This is a genomic window from Bacillus sp. NEAU-CP5, assembly GCF_026420705.1.
GTDB lineage: Bacteria > Bacillota > Bacilli > Bacillales > Bacillaceae > Bacillus > Bacillus velezensis.
Map to the genome: position 1 here is coordinate 21123 of NZ_JAPMOV010000004.1, position 16727 is coordinate 37849.

General features: G+C 45.2%; 21 protein-coding genes and 2 pseudogenes. 18 read left to right on the forward strand and 5 right to left on the reverse strand.

All coding sequences use genetic code 11. The features are described 5' to 3' along the window. Positions 1-8: 8 nt before the first annotated feature. The 12 genes from OTK50_RS12845 (at position 9) to OTK50_RS12900 (ending at position 9359) form a co-directional block, all read left to right on the forward strand. Positions 9-1034, forward strand: coding sequence for a hypothetical protein (locus tag OTK50_RS12845; protein ID WP_088005468.1), 1026 nt, complete (start codon positions 9-11; stop codon positions 1032-1034). 85 nt (positions 1035-1119) lie between these two features. Next, the gene (locus tag OTK50_RS12850) at positions 1120-1326 is read left to right on the forward strand and encodes a DUF951 domain-containing protein (protein WP_012118942.1); all 207 of its coding nucleotides are present in this window, start codon (positions 1120-1122) and stop codon (positions 1324-1326) included. Positions 1327-1372: 46 nt separating this feature from the next. After that, on the forward strand, positions 1373-3376 hold the full coding sequence (locus OTK50_RS12855) for a molybdopterin-dependent oxidoreductase (RefSeq protein ID WP_224223954.1): 2004 nt from the start codon (positions 1373-1375) through the stop codon (positions 3374-3376). A 126-nt stretch (positions 3377-3502) separates the two neighbouring features. Continuing rightward, positions 3503-4603 (forward strand): redox-regulated ATPase YchF, encoded by a 1101-nt coding sequence (gene ychF, locus OTK50_RS12860; RefSeq protein ID WP_004392975.1) that lies wholly within the window; start codon positions 3503-3505, stop codon positions 4601-4603. 111 nt (positions 4604-4714) lie between these two features. Then, positions 4715-5002, forward strand: coding sequence for a 30S ribosomal protein S6 (rpsF, locus tag OTK50_RS12865; protein WP_004392977.1), 288 nt, complete (start codon positions 4715-4717; stop codon positions 5000-5002). Between the two features lie 39 nt (positions 5003-5041). After that, entirely contained in the window at positions 5042-5560 is a 519-nt protein-coding gene (gene ssbA / locus OTK50_RS12870; protein ID WP_007615071.1) for a single-stranded DNA-binding protein SsbA, read from the forward strand. 43 nt (positions 5561-5603) lie between these two features. Next, positions 5604-5843, forward strand: a complete 240-nt coding sequence (gene rpsR, locus OTK50_RS12875; protein ID WP_029325793.1) for a 30S ribosomal protein S18 — start codon at positions 5604-5606, stop codon at positions 5841-5843. A 187-nt stretch (positions 5844-6030) separates the two neighbouring features. Beyond that, positions 6031-6612 carry a bifunctional transcriptional activator/DNA repair enzyme AdaA gene (locus OTK50_RS12880; protein WP_224223953.1) on the forward strand — a complete coding sequence of 194 codons (582 nt, stop codon included), beginning with the start codon at positions 6031-6033 and terminating at the stop codon, positions 6610-6612. Next, entirely contained in the window at positions 6609-7166 is a 558-nt protein-coding gene (locus tag OTK50_RS12885; RefSeq protein WP_224223952.1) for a methylated-DNA--[protein]-cysteine S-methyltransferase, read from the forward strand. Before OTK50_RS12880 ends, OTK50_RS12885 begins: the two co-directional genes overlap by 4 nt. Continuing rightward, the gene (xth, locus tag OTK50_RS12890) at positions 7163-7921 is read left to right on the forward strand and encodes an exodeoxyribonuclease III (protein ID WP_224223951.1); all 759 of its coding nucleotides are present in this window, start codon (positions 7163-7165) and stop codon (positions 7919-7921) included. Before OTK50_RS12885 ends, xth begins: the two co-directional genes overlap by 4 nt. A gap of 62 nt (positions 7922-7983) precedes the next feature. Continuing rightward, complete coding sequence (locus OTK50_RS12895; RefSeq protein ID WP_224223950.1) at positions 7984-8922, forward strand: LacI family DNA-binding transcriptional regulator; 939 nt, start codon at positions 7984-7986, stop codon at positions 8920-8922. Between the two features lie 56 nt (positions 8923-8978). Beyond that, positions 8979-9359, forward strand: a complete 381-nt coding sequence (locus OTK50_RS12900) for a VOC family protein (RefSeq protein ID WP_032875338.1) — start codon at positions 8979-8981, stop codon at positions 9357-9359. A gap of 31 nt (positions 9360-9390) precedes the next feature. On the opposite strand, the gene OTK50_RS12905 is transcribed toward OTK50_RS12900, so the two are convergent. After that, positions 9391-10722 carry an MFS transporter gene (locus tag OTK50_RS12905; RefSeq protein ID WP_007615061.1) on the reverse strand — a complete coding sequence of 444 codons (1332 nt, stop codon included), beginning with the start codon at positions 10720-10722 and terminating at the stop codon, positions 9391-9393. 214 nt (positions 10723-10936) lie between these two features. On the opposite strand from OTK50_RS12905, the gene OTK50_RS12910 reads away from it, so the two are divergent. Next, positions 10937-11833: a CPBP family intramembrane glutamic endopeptidase gene (locus tag OTK50_RS12910; protein WP_266121896.1), complete on the forward strand. Its 897-nt coding sequence runs from the start codon at positions 10937-10939 to the stop codon at positions 11831-11833. Here OTK50_RS12910 and OTK50_RS12915 read toward each other — a convergent pair. The 4 genes and pseudogenes from OTK50_RS12915 to OTK50_RS12930 all read right to left on the reverse strand — a co-directional run bounded on the left by OTK50_RS12915 (position 11830) and on the right by OTK50_RS12930 (position 14833). After that, on the reverse strand, positions 11830-13680 hold the full coding sequence (locus tag OTK50_RS12915) for a thioredoxin domain-containing protein (protein ID WP_266121897.1): 1851 nt from the start codon (positions 13678-13680) through the stop codon (positions 11830-11832). The two genes, OTK50_RS12910 and OTK50_RS12915, sit on opposite strands and share 4 nt — an antisense overlap. A 74-nt stretch (positions 13681-13754) precedes the next feature. Then, positions 13755-13910 (reverse strand): annotated as a pseudogene (locus tag OTK50_RS12920) (DUF255 domain-containing protein); the annotation flags it as partial. A gap of 36 nt (positions 13911-13946) precedes the next feature. Beyond that, positions 13947-14456, reverse strand: coding sequence for an ImmA/IrrE family metallo-endopeptidase (locus OTK50_RS12925; RefSeq protein ID WP_099320029.1), 510 nt, complete (start codon positions 14454-14456; stop codon positions 13947-13949). Continuing rightward, positions 14453-14833, reverse strand: a complete 381-nt coding sequence (locus tag OTK50_RS12930) for a helix-turn-helix domain-containing protein (RefSeq protein ID WP_099320028.1) — start codon at positions 14831-14833, stop codon at positions 14453-14455. Before OTK50_RS12930 ends, OTK50_RS12925 begins: the two co-directional genes overlap by 4 nt. Positions 14834-15128: 295 nt before the next feature. Here OTK50_RS12930 and OTK50_RS12935 point away from each other — a divergent pair, with 295 nt between their 5' ends. The 5 genes and pseudogenes from OTK50_RS12935 to OTK50_RS12950 all read left to right on the forward strand — a co-directional run bounded on the left by OTK50_RS12935 (position 15129) and on the right by OTK50_RS12950 (position 16603). After that, on the forward strand, positions 15129-15299 hold the full coding sequence (locus OTK50_RS12935) for an ICEBs1 excisionase (RefSeq protein ID WP_394810743.1): 171 nt from the start codon (positions 15129-15131) through the stop codon (positions 15297-15299). Then, on the forward strand, positions 15296-15556 hold the full coding sequence (locus OTK50_RS12940) for a hypothetical protein (protein ID WP_099320026.1): 261 nt from the start codon (positions 15296-15298) through the stop codon (positions 15554-15556). Before OTK50_RS12935 ends, OTK50_RS12940 begins: the two co-directional genes overlap by 4 nt. Before the next feature lie 50 nt (positions 15557-15606). After that, positions 15607-15867 carry a hypothetical protein gene (locus OTK50_RS12945; protein ID WP_099320025.1) on the forward strand — a complete coding sequence of 87 codons (261 nt, stop codon included), beginning with the start codon at positions 15607-15609 and terminating at the stop codon, positions 15865-15867. 205 nt (positions 15868-16072) lie between these two features. Beyond that, positions 16073-16164 (forward strand): annotated as a pseudogene (locus tag OTK50_RS19955) (hypothetical protein); the annotation flags it as partial. 64 nt (positions 16165-16228) lie between these two features. Further along, positions 16229-16603, forward strand: a complete 375-nt coding sequence (locus tag OTK50_RS12950) for a YdcP family protein (protein WP_099320024.1) — start codon at positions 16229-16231, stop codon at positions 16601-16603. Positions 16604-16727: the final 124 nt, after the last annotated feature.

Consider the following 16727-nt stretch of genomic DNA (forward strand, 5'->3'; position numbering starts at 1 on the left):
ATGAGGTGATGAGGGTGTGGAGAGCCGGGATGAAGTGGATGCTGCTCATATTAAGCAGCCAGATTGGGGCTGGATATGCAAGCGGGCAGGAAATATGGCAGTTTTTCGGTGTCGAAAGCGGACTGGCTATTGTATTGTTTACAGTCATGTTTACGATTTCGGCTTATATTGTGTTGAAGATCAGCTATCGGGTTCAATCAACGCACTTTTTACCTGTGCTTGAGCATCTGATGGGGCCGGCTCTTGCTAAAGTCTATGATGTGCTTATTATGTTTTATTTGTTTTCAATGACGATGGTTATGATTGCCGGCGGCGGTGTGACGCTGCAAATGTACAAGCTGCCATTTTGGATCGGTATTTTTCTTCTTTGCATTGTGACTGTCGGTTTATTCTTTTGGGATATAAAAGGAATACTATCTCTGAATAGTATTTTGATACCGATTCTTGTAGCGGGGCTGTTATATGCATTGGTCTTTTTTCAGACAACCCATCATTACACGTGGACGATAGATTTGACCCGCCAGTATAATTGGCCGGCAAGCATTACCTTCACGTCCTTAAACATCCTTTCTGTTGTCGCTGTTCTTTCTTCAATCGGAAAAGATATGAAGGGACTGGGAGAAGCGAAAATCGCAAGCGTTGCAAGCGGGCTGATTTTCGGTATGATTTCATTTGTTTACAATGAAACGCTTGTACAGCTTTCAGGCAGTCTTACACAATATGAGATTCCTCTTTTCGCCGTCCTTGAAGGCGCTCCTTATCCGTTATTTCTTTGTATGGCCGCCGTGCTTTTTTTAGCCATCTATACGACAACCGTGACCGGTCTGTTCGGGCTGTCCAGCCGCATGCTTGCATTTGTGAAATTGCCGAGATGGACGCTCGTATCTCTTCTGTTAGCTGTGATGGTGCCTTTTACGACAATCGGTTTTTCAGATTTGATCGCGATTTTATATCCCATTTACGGGCTTTTAAGTCTTTATTTGCTGGTATGTCTTCTTCTTTACCCTATTTTAGGGAGATGGAAAAAAGTATAATGCTCATTTTGAGTGCGGCCGTTGCTCTTATCCTGTTTTTTTTTGTACAATAAATAAAGCAGTCTATGGAGAGAGGTGAAGGGTCTTGGCGGATAAAGACTTTGGCCTGAATGATATTGTTGAAATGAAGAAACCGCATCCTTGCGGTGAAAACAGGTGGAAAATCATTCGGATGGGAATGGATATTCGGATTAAATGCACGGGTTGTTCCCACAGTGTCATGATTCCGAGAAGAGATTTTGAGAGAAAGCTGAAAAAAGTACTCGTCAAGCATGAGGAGCCTGCATCATAAGGGCTGGCGCTCATGCTTTTTCATATAGAGGAGAGGAAGAGGCCCGATGAGCAAAGTGCATCAGTCAGCGTGCCCGCTGAATTGCTGGGACAGCTGCGGCTTTTTGGTGACAGTTGAGGATGGAAAAGTGACGAAAGTAGACGGAGACCCGAATCATCCCATTACAGAAGGGAAAATTTGCGGCCGTGGCAGAATGCTGGAGACGAAAACGAATGCGCCGGAACGGCTTCGTTTTCCTTTAAAAAAGAAAGACGGCGAATTTGTCCGCATTTCCTGGGAGCAGGCGTTAGATGAAATTGCTGAAAAAATGGCGGTGATTAAGGAGACGTTGGGCACTGCCGCAGTGCTGCACAGTCATGATTACGCCAATAACGGTCTTTTGAAGGCGCTCGACCAGCGTTTTTTCAATGGATACGGCGGTGTGACGGAGATTGCAGGCAGCATTTGCTGGGGTTCCGGCATTGAAGCGCAGCGCTGGGATTTCGGGCGTTCTTACGGACATGGACCGCTTGATATTTATCACAGCAAGCATGTGATCGTATGGGGCAGAAACGTGTCCCGGACGAATATGCACCTCTATCATCATCTGCAGCAGGTGAAGAAAAAAGGAGCGACACTGACGGTCATTGATCCTATTTTTAACCCGACTGCAAAGCTTGCCGATCGGTATATATCCGTCAAACCCGGCATGGATGGCTGGCTTGCGGCGGGTGTTTTAAAAATATTATGCCAAACCGGCAGAACCGATTCTGATTTCATTCAAAGGCATTCGGTCGGTTTTGAAGAAATAGAAAAGCTTCTGCAGACGATTTCTTTTGAAGAGATCGTTGAGAAAACAGAAACGTCTTTAGAAGTGCTAGAATATCTTGCTGATTTATATGCTGACGGTCCCGCCTCCACTTTTATGGGTCTTGGGATGCAGAGATATAAAAACGGGGGCGGGACGATACGGTGGATTGACGCTTTAGCTGCGGCGAGCGGAAATGTCGGTATCAAAGGCGGCGGCGCAAACTTCGGAAATGTGCAAGTCGGTGAAAGCTTTGCAAAGGCCGAGCTCACCCGTCCTGATTTGAAGAAAAGTTCGAGAACGTTTTCGATGATGACTCAAGCCGAAGAGGCGCTGAATGCAGCCGATCCGCCGATTGAGATGATTATCGTGACGTGCGGCAATCCGCTGACACAGGTGCCGAATACAAAAAAAGTGAAGGAAGCGTTTGAAAAAACACCGGTCACAGTGGCCATTGATTCGGTCATGACCGATACGGCGAAGCTCTGTGACTATGTGCTGCCGACGGCCGTTGTTTTCGAAGAGGAAGATATTTATTATTCCAGCATGTATCATCACTATGTTCAATATGGCAAGAAGCTTGCGGAACCGCAGGGAGAGGCAAAATCAGACCGCTGGATCTGGACGGAGCTCGCAAAGCGTCTCGGATTCGGGGAGCTCTTTGATTACAGTACGGAAGATTTCTTAAAAATGGGGCTCTCTTCTTTGGAGAAAGAAGGAATCACCCTTGAGCAATTAAAGGAAAAAGGACATATGCCGCTTCCGGTCAAACAGGTTCCGTGGAGTGATTTTCAATTTTTAACCCCGAGCGGAAAATTTGAATTCGTCTCGTCACTGGCAGAAGAGAAAGGATACAGCGGCCTCCCTCAATTGGAAGTACCGGAGGAGTCTGTTTATCATGACGCCGGACTGGCCGGGAAATATCCGTATACGCTGCTGTCCATTCACCCGCAGCGCTCCAATCATTCACAGCACGTGCCGTTTATTGAAAAGCTTCAGCAGATTCAGGTGGATCTGTCGCCGGATATCGCCGAGGAGCTTTCACTTCAAGACGGAGATACGGCAGAGGTATACAATGACCGCGGCCGTCTGCGCGGCAGGGTGAAAATCATGAAGCAGGCTCACCCGAAGACGGTGAATATAGATGAAGGCATGTGGGCGGCATTCGGAGGCTCCGTCAACATGCTCACAAAGGATTCAAATTCCGATAATGGAATGGGAAGTACGCTTTTTGACTGTCTGGTAGCGGTTAAAAAAGGATAATCTAAGGAGAGAGAGGGCGGGAAATGCTTTTTTCTCAGCTTGTCTTTTCCTATGAACCTCCTTATAATTGCTCTAGGTTTACAATACGTTTATACGATGATGGTTTGATATAGAGGAGATGAAAGAATGGCTTTAACTGCTGGAATTGTCGGTTTGCCGAATGTCGGAAAATCGACGTTATTTAATGCAATTACCCAGGCTGGTGCCGAATCAGCCAACTACCCGTTCTGTACAATTGACCCGAACGTGGGGATCGTGGAAGTGCCGGATGAACGTCTGCAAAAGCTGACTGAATTGGTGAACCCGAAAAAAACGGTGCCGACTGCGTTTGAATTCACTGATATCGCGGGGATCGTAAAAGGCGCATCTAAAGGTGAAGGACTCGGAAATAAGTTTCTTTCTCATATCCGTCAGGTTGATGCGATCTGTCACGTTGTACGCGCATTCGCTGATGACAATATTACGCACGTGTCAGGGAAAGTCGATCCGATTGACGATATTGAAACGATCAATCTTGAATTGATTCTTGCCGACATGGAGACAGTCGAAAAACGCATCACGCGTGTAAGCAAGCTTGCTAAGCAAAAAGACAAAGAAGCGGTTTTTGAATTTGACATTCTGTCTAAATTAAAAGAAGCTTTCGAACAAGAAAAGCCTGCCCGTTCCGTTGAATTTACGGAAGAACAGCAAAAGCTTGTGAAGCAGCTTCATTTGCTTACGTCAAAACCCGTGCTTTATGTGGCAAATGTAAGCGAGGATGAAGTGGCTGATCCTTCAGATAATGAATATGTTGCGAAAATCCGGGAGTACGCCGCGGGTGAAAACGCCGAAGTTATCGTCGTCTGCGCGAAAATTGAGTCTGAAATTGCTGAATTGGAAGGCGAAGAAAAACAAATGTTCCTTGAGGAGCTCGGCATCGAAGAATCAGGTCTTGATCAGCTGATTAAAGCGTCATACTCTCTTCTCGGCCTTGCGACATACTTTACGGCGGGCGAACAGGAAGTGCGCGCATGGACATTCAGAAAAGGCATGAAAGCTCCTGAGTGTGCGGGTATCATCCACACTGACTTTGAACGCGGCTTTATCCGCGCTGAAACGGTTGCTTATGAAGACCTTTTGGCAGGCGGCGGAATGTCCGGAGCGAAAGAAGCCGGAAAAGTGCGTCTGGAAGGTAAGGAATATGTAGTCCAAGACGGAGATGTCATTCATTTCCGATTTAATGTATAGGACACAGTTGTAAAGGGACAAGAGCTTTGGTATAATATAAACTTGTGAGTAATAGAATTATTGCTCCTTGCCCATTATAGGGCCGCTTAGACCAAAAGGAGGTGCAAACAGATGAAAAAGTACGAAGTTATGTACATTATCCGTCCGAACATTGACGAAGAGTCAAAGAAGGCAGTTATCGAGCGTTTCAACAACGTATTAACTTCTAACGGAGCGGAGATCACTGGAACAAAAGATTGGGGTAAACGTCGTCTTGCTTACGAAATCAACGATTTCCGTGACGGTTTCTACCAAATCTTAAACGTTCAGTCTGAAGCTGCAGCGGTTGCTGAATTCGACCGTTTAGCTAAGATCAGTGACGATATCATTCGCCACATCGTTGTTAAAGAAGAAGAATAAGCAATTTGAAATATATAATGTTAAAAGGTGGTCTTTCATATGCTTAACCGAGTTGTATTAGTCGGAAGACTGACAAAAGACCCAGAGCTTCGTTATACGCCAAGCGGTGCGGCTGTCGCCACGTTTACTCTTGCTGTGAATCGTACATTCACGAACCAGTCCGGAGAACGTGAAGCCGATTTCATTAATTGTGTCACTTGGAGAAGACAAGCCGAAAACGTTGCAAACTTTCTTAAAAAAGGAAGCCTTGCCGGCGTAGACGGCCGACTCCAGACAAGAAATTATGAAAACCAGCAGGGACAGCGTGTCTTCGTGACAGAAGTCCAAGCTGAAAGTGTTCAATTTCTTGAGCCTAAAAACAACGGCGGTTCTGGATCAGGCGGATACAACGAAGGAAACAGCGGCGGAGGCCAATACTTTGGCGGAGGCCAAAATGATAATCCGTTCGGCGGAAATCAGAACAACCAGAGACGAAATCAAGGGAACAGCTTTAATGATGATCCATTTGCCAACGACGGCAAGCCGATTGACATCTCGGATGATGATCTTCCGTTCTAATAGATTATCGCTATATTCATAACGAGAAAGGTGGGAAATGACAATGGCAGGAGGACGCAGAGGCGGTCGTGCGAAACGCCGTAAGGTTTGTTACTTCACTTCTAACGGCATTACGCACATCGATTACAAAGATGTAGATCTTCTTAGAAAGTTTGTTTCTGAGCGTGGTAAAATCTTACCTCGCCGTGTAACTGGAACACACGCGAAATACCAACGTAAATTGACTATCGCGATCAAACGCGCACGTCAAATGGCTTTACTTCCATACGTAACTGGCGAGTAAGCCGAAAGAAAAGAGCAAGAGCCTGCGGGCTCCTGCTCTTTTTTTATATCAGTCTCCCTCCATCCTGCCGAAATGTTTCACATGAAACATGGAAGTGCTTCTTACACCTTTGTTATCTTGCTCCTCTATTCAAAAACGCGTACTTATGCAATGAATTTGTTTATACTGAAAAACAGGGGGGGCTGAGATGGAGACAGACAGAAATATCCTGACTGATGAAAAGTGGAGCGCAATCATACGCAATGATGCTTCTTATGACGGAGTATTTTATTATGCAGTAAAAACGACGGGGATTTTCTGCCGGCCTTCTTGTAAATCGAGAGTTCCGAATAAAGAAAACGTACTGGTGTTTGATACGGCTGATGCAGCGCTCGATAAACATTTTCGTCCCTGTAAAAGGTGCCGGCCGAACGGTCTTCGTCTTCCTGATGAAGAATGGATTGCTCAAATCATTGAATACATTGAACGCCATTATCACGAATCCCTGACTCTGAGTGTACTGGCCGAAATGTGTCACGGCAGCCCCTATCATTTACAGCGGACATTTAAAAAAATCAGGGGAATATCCCCGATTGAGTATATACAGAAAATAAGATTTTCGAAGGCGGAACACCTTTTAAAGCATACTGATATGACAGTCATGGAGATCGCTCTGACTGTCGGAATTCCAAACACAGCGCATTTCGCGACTCTTTTTAAAAAGAGAACCGGGAGTTCGCCCACAGAATACCGAAAAACCGTCAAAATGGGACAGGGAGGTTCAATATGAGTAAAGAGCCTATGATCTATTGGACACTCTTCACACGGAATGATTGGAGCCTTTATACAGCCGCCACATCTAAGGGGCTTTGCTTTATAGGCTCAAATCATGGAAGCTTTGAAGAGCTTGAGCAGTGGGCAAAAAAATCACTGCCGCAATACCGATTGGCACGTGATGATGAAAAGCTGGCGCCTTACACGGCAGAGCTGTCCGAGTACATTGAAAATGGCAGATCAGCTTTTTCAGTGCCGGTAGATCTTTACGGGACAGAATTTCAGCTTGCTGTATGGAAAGCGCTTATGGACATACCGTACGGCGAGACATACTCCTATTCGGATATAGCAGAAATGATTCAGAAACCGGCAGCCGTAAGAGCCGTGGGCGCCGCGATTGGAAAAAATCCGGTATTGATTACGGTTCCGTGCCATCGCGTCATCGGAAAAAACGGGAAACTGACCGGATTCAGAGGCGGTTTAGAAATGAAAAAGCAGCTGCTGGCATTAGAGGGCGGAAACATTGAAACACTGGAATACCGGCTGAGCCGGACAGGAGGGATCACATGAAACTGATTTCTTGGAATGTAAACGGCTTGCGTGCCGTGATGAAAAAGATAGATATCAATACTTACGTTCAGGAAACGGAAGCCGATATTCTATGTCTGCAAGAAACAAAAGTACAGGACGGACAAGTATCATTACAGCCTGAAGGATATCACGCCTATTGGAACTATGCGGTGAAAAAAGGCTACTCAGGCACGGCTGTTTTTTCGAAAGAAAAGCCGCTGCACGTGTTCTATGGACTGGGGATTGACGATCATGATCAAGAAGGACGGGTGATCACGCTTGAATTTGAGAACGTGTTTGTCGTCAACTGTTACACGCCGAATGCCAAACGCGGATTAGAGCGAATTGATTACCGTCTTCAATGGGAAGCCGATTTTAAGGATTATCTGCAGAAGCTTGACCGGAAGAAGCCCGTGATCTTATGCGGCGATCTGAATGTCGCACACAGGGAGATAGACTTAAAAAAGCCGAAAGCCAACCGGAAGAACGCCGGCTTCTCAGAGCAGGAGCGGGAAGCGTTCAGCGCCCTGCTGAACGCGGGATTTACTGACTCATTCCGCTATTTATATCCTGATCGGGAAGGCGCTTATTCCTGGTGGTCTTACAGGACGAACGCACGTGAGAAAAACATCGGCTGGCGGCTTGATTACGTCATTGTTTCAGACAGACTGAAGCCGCGGATCAGCGAAGCGGCCATTTGTGCCGATATCATGGGTTCTGACCATTGCCCTGTTGAAATGACAGTGGATTTATGATGAGATAGCAGTAAGAGAAATCCACTCTTGCTGCTTTTTTATCACCGAAAATGGAGGAGCACATGGCAAATATAAAAGAGATTGCGAAACTGGCGAATGTGTCGGTGGCTACCGTATCACGCGTATTAAACCGACACCCGTACGTATCTGAAGAGAAAAGGCGTCTTGTGAATCAAGTGATGAAGGAGCTGGATTATACCCCTAATCGAACCGCCATTGATCTGATTCGCGGAAAGACCAATACAATCGGCGTGATTTTGCCGTACAGCGACCATCCCTGCTTTGACAAAATTGTAAACGGTATCACGAAGGAAGCGTTTGCCCATGATTACGTGACAACCCTTCTCCCCACCAACTATGACCCCGCTATAGAGATGACCTATTTCGAACTGCTGAAAATGAAAAAAGTTGACGGACTGATTGTCACGTCCCGTGCGAATGAATGGGAAACCGCCGTGCCTTACCTGGAATATGGCCCCATTGTCGCTTGTGAATATACACAGCATCAAGAGATTCCCTGCGCTTATAATGACAGGCAGGAAGCATACAGAGAAAGCTTTTTGTATTTGAAAAACCGGGGGCATCAGGACGTTGCTTTTACATGTGTACGGGAAGCGGAGAAAAGCCCGAGTACGGCCGACAAGGTAACTGCATATAAGGCCGTTTTCGGCTCTCTTGATGAAACCCGCATTCTGGTCGGATGCCATGATATGGACGACGGAAAGCGGGCGGGTGAGCACTTCTGGGGTTTCGACAAGGCGCCGACGGCCATCTATACGCACAGTGATGATGTGGCTGCCGGCTTGTACCAGTTTGCGAAAGAACAGAAATGGGACGCGGAGATCATCGGCGAGGGAAATCTGAGCGTCAGCCGGGCATTGAATATTCCATCCCTGGAACTTCATTTGGAACGGGTCGGAAAGGAAGCATTTTTATTGTTTTTTCACGAAGAAACGGCTAAAAAACAAATTATGCATCAATTTCAGCGGAAAAAGTCTTGAGCTGAAATGGGTTTCATGCTTTATAAATAGATTGAGAAAAAAAGGGAGGCGGACATATGCGAATTGAACATGCAGCGATATGGGTGAAAGATTTAGAACGAATGAAAGAATTTTATGAGAAATACTTCGGCGCCAAGGCCAATGACCTTTATCATAATGAGAAAAAAGATTTCAAATCGTATTTTCTGACATTTGACTCCGGATGCAGGCTGGAACTTATGAAAAAAGGCGGCATTGATGAAGTTCCGTCACAGAATATGACCGGATGGGCGCATCTCGCATTTTCTACAGGCAGCAAGGAGCGGGTGAATGAATTGACGGAAACGTTTAAAAACGATGGATTTCAGGTTGTAAGCGGCCCGCGCGTGACGGGTGACGGATATTATGAGAGCGTGATAGAGGATGGGGAAGGCAATTTGATAGAAATCACGGTGTAACAGTGCGGGGGAACCCGCACTGTTTTATTGATTAAATTTGCTGTGCATTTGTTTTCGGACCGAAGAGGATTAACAAAACGGAACATAAAAGCCAGCAGCCGCCGATGAACAAAAAGACGCTGATGTAGCCGAGCTTAACGGCAATAAATCCGACGAGCAGGGAACCGAATATATTGGAAAAACGGCCGAGCCCGTACGCCAGCCCGCTCCCTGCCGAGCGATATTCCGTAGGATACGGCTCCGATGTATATGCGTATAGATTTGAGGTGAAGATCCGTTCCGTGACGTTAACGACAAATCCAAACACAATAATCATGACGGGAATAAACGTCATGCCGTATAACAGTCCGGCAATGGCAGTCAGAAAAGCACTTGCGGCCAGAATCCATTTCCTTTGGAACGTCTCGGATATCATGGAACCGAGCAATGCGCCAAGCGGTGCGCCGACAGAGTGAAGCACATTATACCACAGCGTTTTTTCCATGGTGATGCCGTTGCTTTTCAGCAGGCTGGGCACCCATGAAGCAAAGCCGTAAAAGCCAAAGGTTTCCAGAATCCATACCGCTGACAGGATGATGGTGATCTTTAAATTCCTGCCCTGAAACAGCCCTAAGTAGCCTGCGTGCTTCACTGTATGTACTTCTGCCGCCTCTTTTGGCGCGGGAAGCGGGCCTTTTTCTTTCTCTGCACGTGCTTCAAGACGGTTCATAATGGCGTTTGCCTGATCATATGCGCCCCGATTTTCGTGCCAGCGCGGCGATTCCTCAAGCCGGCGGATAAAAAAGAAATAAATGAGCCCGGCCGCCCCCCATACGAATACGAGCCGCCACCCCCATGAGCCTAAAGGGATGACAAAAGCGGAAACAACGTTTGTGACGGGAACGCCGATCAGTCCGATCATGGCGCAAAGGGAGATGTATTTTCCCCGTACGGAGGATGGAAAAAATTCCGCCAAATAGCTGTTCGTTACAATCATGGCGGCCGCGACGCCGAGTCCGGTCAAGAATCGGAAAATCATTAAGGACGGAATGTCCCATGCCAGCGCATTCAGAAAAGATGAGATCGAAAAGACAAGGACAAAACAATTCAGCGCTTTTTTCCTGCCGATCCGATCGGACAGCCTTCCGCCGATGGAGGCGCCTAAAAACATGCCCAGGAAGGATGCGGCCGTGATGTCGGCAATGGTGGACAGCTTCACGCCCCAATGCTCAATCAGCGCCGGAGCCACGTTGCTGAGCGTAAACAGATCAGCTAGATCAAAAAAATAGATGATTCCGAGAGCGGTTAATACTTGATAGTGCACACGTGAAATGGGGAGACGGTCTAATCGGTTCGCTACATTTGAGAATGTCTGATGTTTCATAAAAAACCCCCTGACTTTGCAATTGTAATCAGAAAATACTGTAAATTTATCTGACGAATATATTATAAAGGTCTTTTTTTGGCAAAAACAGAGTGTAAATAACCAGAGCCAAAGGAAACGGCATAGCGCTTTCTTCTTAAAATATATAACATTTCCTATATCTGTTTTTGTTTATATTGTAAAATGTTGAAGGAAAGGAAGTTGATGCATAAATATGAATACGTTTGTACGCCCAGCAGAGGGAAGAAATAGCGTATGGAGATATCTTCTTTCTCTGTTGGTCATTGTGGGTTTGTTCTTTTTCGGAAGCATACTGACCGTGTTTTATATGTTTCTCACGTCCGCTTTCAATCCTTCACTGACGATAAATTGGGATGAGGGGGCATTAAGTGACCCGCTGGCGGATATTTATTTACAGCATATCGTCTATTTCATAGCGATTCCGGGCATTTGGATAGCGGTTCGTTTCATTATGAAACGGCGGTTTTTATCCATCATCACACCGAATCAGTCGCTGAACTGGAAGAGGATTTTCTTTGGATTTGGCACATATGTTGTGCTGATGTTTATCGCGGGGCTGATTGATTTTACAATTCATCCGGATCGTTTCTCGCTTCAGGAATTCCATGCTTCACGTTTTCTGCTGCTGTTAGCGGCGGCCGTCTTGTTGGTGCCGATTCAAACCTCTGCGGAGGAATTTCTCTTTCGCGGTCTTCTGCTTCAGTTCGCCGGAAAATTGACGGCAAACGCGGTGGTTCTGACAGTCATTATCGGCGGATTATTCGGCGCGCTTCATTTCGGAAATCCGGAGATGGAAAATGGAGCTCTCTGGGCGGGAATCGGATATGTCACCATCGGCATGATCTGGACCTTTATCACGATTAAAACGGGCAGTCTGGAGATGTCTCTTGGCGGTCACGCTGCCAATAATATGTTTTTATTTATCTTTCTCACAGAGGATCATTCGGTGTACGGCGGCATTCCGTCGGTATTTACAACAGCAGCCGGGGGCTATGAAATATACGATTGCATATCGACTCTGGTGATCAACATCATCTTCGCATGGCTCGCGTTCCGTTTTGTGAAAAAAGAAAAGCAGCAGGCCGCCTAGGCTCTGCTGCTGATTTGTAAGGTGTTCATCGCTTCATCAATATCCGTCGTCGGCCTCCGGCAGGCGAAATTCTCACAAATGTAGACTGTTGTCTTTCCGTCGATCATTTGATAACCCGCGGCAAAGTCAGAAATGCCAGCAAGCTCATCCGGATGTTCTGCGGCGAGAATCGTATAGGCGGGAGTGAAATGCTCCTGAAGCGCCTCAATGAAACGTTTTCTGTCCGGGTCATCTTTCCTTCCGAACACAACGATTTCTTTTTGGGGCATTGTGTGTGCCAGTACGCTTTGCATGAAGAAAGCGTTGCTGCTCGGATAGGCCTCTATTTCCCGTTTGAACACGGAAAACATCACTTCGGCTTTTTCAATCAGTGATACATCACCCGTCAGGCGGCCGAGACGAAGCAGCTGTACGGCAGCCGCGCTGTTTCCGGAAGGCACGGCCCCGTCATAAACCTCTTTTTCCCTGACAAGAAGGGTCTCAGCATCATTCCCCGTAAAGAAGAAACCCCCGTGCCGTTCATCCCAGAACAGCTCCAGCATGCTTGTACATAACGTTTTCGCTTTCTGCAGATAAGACGGATGAAAACCCGCTTCATACAGTTCAAGATAAGCCCAGATGAGAAAAGCGTAATCATCGATAAACCCTTTGTTTTTCACTTCGCCCTCGCGATAGCGGACCATGACGCGCCCGTCCGGCATGAGGTGCCGTTCGAGAAAGCGGATCGCTGTTTCCGCCATGCTGAGATAGTCAGGCTCGTGAAAGACCTTTGCGGCTTTTGCCAGCCCGGCAATCATGAGCGCGTTCCATGAGGTCAGCACTTTGTCATCTGTATGCGGATAGCTTCTGTTTTCACGCGCTTCCAGCAATTTTGTTCTTGCCTCTTCAAGGCGTTCGCCCAGCTCATGTCCGGTGAGGCCGGTCTCTTCGAGGATGGCCTCACGCCGCGTGAAAATGAGGTGCGGGATGTTTTCGCCTTCAAAATTGCCTTGATCTGTGATGTTATACACCTTGCAATAAAGCGGGCCGAGTTCATCACCGAGAAGATTCATGATTTCTTTTTTGGACCATATGTAATATTTCCCCTCACGGCCTTCGGTATCAGCGTCTAAAGCTGAGAAAAAGCTGCCGTCTTCATGCATCATTTCCCGCTGAATAAACGTTACGATCTGCATCGCAATCTGTTTGTAGCGCTCATTACCCGTGACTTGATAGGCTTCCGTATAGGCGGTCAGGAGAAGGGCGTTGTCATACAGCATTTTCTCAAAATGCGGCACGAGCCATTCATTATCAGTCGAGTAGCGGGCGAATCCGAACCCGATGTGATCAAAAATTCCGCCGTTCGCCATGCCGTCGAGTGTCTTGGTTACGCCGGCCAAAGCCTGTTCCTTGCCCGTATAGCTGTAGTAGCGAAGCAGAAACATGAGCATATGCGGCATCGGAAATTTCGGAGCCTGGCCGAATCCGCCGTACACCGTGTCAAACCCGCCGGCCAGCTGGCGATACGTGTCATGAACCGCCTGTTCGCCAAGCATGCCCTCAGCCGGGTGAACCTTGACTTCAAGATGAGCGGCGGCGTTTTCGGCGATATCCTCGACATGCTGCCGGTCATTCGCAAACGTTTCGGACAGATGTTCAAGCACATCGATAAAACCCGGGCGGTTAAATTTGCTCGTCTTCGGAAAATACGTCCCCGCATAAAACGGCTTCTGATCTGGTGTGACGAACACGTTCAGCGGCCACCCGCCTTGCCCCGTCATCAGCTGGCAGATTCTCATATACACGGAATCCACATCAGGGCGCTCCTCACGATCAACCTTGATGGCTATGAATTTATCGTTTAACATACCGGCGATCTCTTCGTCCTCAAAGGACTCGTGGGCCATTACGTGGCACCAGTGACATGTTCGCTAAGCTACCCGTACCCAATAGATAAGAGAACAGGCTTATTCTCTCTTTTCGCTTTTTCAAATGCTTCATCGCACCAAGGATACCAATCCACGGGATTATAAGCATGTTGGAGTAAGTACGGTGACTTCTCAGTGATTAATCTATTGGGTACTTTTTTATTTGGCATGGGATCACCTTCTTTCTTTTTAGATTTTGACTTGATTCACCAAGCAAACTTTCTGAATTCCTGTTGTCCTTGGTGTGATAAAAGGTTCATGTGCTCCATTTTATACTCTACTACAAATAAGGGGAGCTGAAAGAATGAGGCGATTTGTTTTAATGTCCAATTTTGCAAGTTTGGTAATTCATTGGAAATGATGTGATCGGGTAAAAGTAATTCAGTTGCAAAGGCATTTGCTTGAATTTCCAATTTATTTCCGAGTACTAGGGAGCAGTTTTCCATTTGAAAGGAATTTAGATTCTTATGCAGATAGTAGTGCCCTAATTCATGAGCGATTATAAGGTCGGGGTGAACAGAATTTTTATTAACGTGTATCAGATATGTTTCCCTTTCTTTGTAGTATTGAAGGAAACCGTTGATACAACCAAGGTCTTCTTTTAGTAAAACAATTCTTAAATTTTCACAAATTTGATAAACATTATTTGTACCATGTTCATGGATAACGCTCTCAGCCTTATGTTTGATGTTTTTGGAGGTATAGATAAGAATCACTCTTTCTTTTTCATAGCATCTACATATTTAATACCATTAATTAAAGCTTGTTTAATTAATTTAGCTGTTTCCTCGTCAATGTCATCATCTTTCATGAAAAGTAAAGTCTCTTCGTTTTTAAGTTGCTCAATTGCTTCATTAACTGTTTGATCCAATTTAGATTTAGGTTTGTCTTTTTCTTCTTTGCCGACCAAAAAATCGGTGGATACATCATATAATTCAGCAAGTTTTTTTAATGTCTCCGGATCGGGTGATCTATAATCCCTTTCATAATTGGATAATGTTTTCCCTGTTAGCCCAATTTTTTCGGCTGGTACGTCCTGATTTGAGTAACCGGATTTTTTTCGAGCCCATTTTAATCTTTGGCCTAGTGTCATTTGTTATCATCCATTCCACAAAGAGTTGATTAATTATTATAATATCAGCAATTGCTGACCCTTTCATAAATTAGAACGAAAAGGCGAACATTAAGGTTTGATTCTCCGAATCGGAGTATATAAACTTAATCTGTAGTGTTATCCATTTTGTTGTCTCGTCCATGATCTCATGAAAAATTCTCCGAAATGTTCTATTTTTTATTTACATCTCCGAATCGGAGTGTTATAATTAAATCAACATAAAGAGTTGATGATCTTTAAAAGGAAGGATGGTCAAATGAAAGGAGTATATACAGTGAATGATGTACAAGAAATTCTTAATGTGAAAAGAGCAAAAGCTTATGAGATCATTCGCGAATTAAATAAAGAATTAGAAGAAGAGGGCTATACAACTCTTAAGGGGAGAGTTATCAAGAGCAAATTTGAAAGTTCTTACCTTTATAAAAACATTCAAGAGATTGGGTGATTCATTTGGATTTGGAGCAAACAAATTCATTTATGAAGGATGCTGTACCATTAGCCAGACAGATGGAGGGTAATTGGTCGGTGAGAATGAAACTGGCACTAAATCAAGTTATTATAAAGCATCTTTTGAATAAGCCACTTTCACTAAATAATATTCAGGTGCTGCTTAAAAAAGGCGTTTCATATCGCCGGATTTGTAAAAATTACGGTATCGGCAGAAAAGACCTTTCTGCACTTCAACAAAAACGTATAGTGTGAAGTCATATACCACTATCAGTATTGTTGGAAAAATTGAAAGGGGGGATGCGATGAAAGTAGAAGTGAATGCAACTATTGTTATGGATATTGAAGCCTTAGAAGCTGATAAGAATTTTGAACATTTTGCTGATTATGCAATTTCTGAATCTTATGTAGTGGAAGCACCAACTTATGATTTAGCCAATGTAGAAGTGTCAAAACAGCTTAAAGGATGGCATTGGTGGTGCATATGGTCGGTTGAACCGACAGGTAAGAAAGATAGCCGAGTGTTCGTCTTGTACAATGATGAATTGTACGAAAAATGTCATTAGAAAGGATTGTGCTCTTTGAAAATTACATACAGACAAAGAAAGCGCCTTGATGATTACCATCAAGAACGCCCGCAATAAAAACTCGACACTTTTATTATAGGGCATTTTTGATGAAAAGTCATGCGTGAGTATTTGAGTGATGAACAGCAATCACTTTAAATGCTGTAGCAGGCTAGAATAAGCGTGCGGCATGGCTGTAATCAGCCTGATGGCTATAAATAGCCTACTAGGTCGCCATGAAGGAATTTTCCGTTAGCGACTGACAAGCGCCACGATGGAGACAGTACCGGAGCGAATCTGTGAATATAAAATTGAAATTTAAATAACCGAATAAAAATAACGGAATGGAGACGTGAAAATAATGAAATTCAATTTTATCGTGCCGAATACTGAAATGACTTTTGGAAAACTGAAATTTATGGGGCTGAATCGTGAAAAATATGCTTATGTGGACGGGAAAAGAACGGATAAATTAGAAGCAAGGGTCTATAACTTGGCTTCAAGTGTTCAGCAAGGTCAAATTGAGGTGACTGTTCCTGATTATGTAGACCTTAAAGAGTTTGAAGCGTTTGCTGATGTAGAGCTAGTGAATCCGCAAATCAGTGCAATGGCAATGGCTGCTGGAAATTTCGCCAATCTGAATTGGACAGTAAGGGTAGAAGATATTGTGCCTAAAGGTGCAGGGGCGGCAAAGACAAATTCGACTCCTTCTCAGTCTGCAAATGACAAAAAATAAGGAGAGTGCGGCACTAGTCGTGTGTCCTAACTGTGATGTGGATATGCAAGTGATCGAACACGTTGATTATGCAACGCTTGAAACGGGAGAAGTATATATATATCAAACCTTTGAATGTCCCACA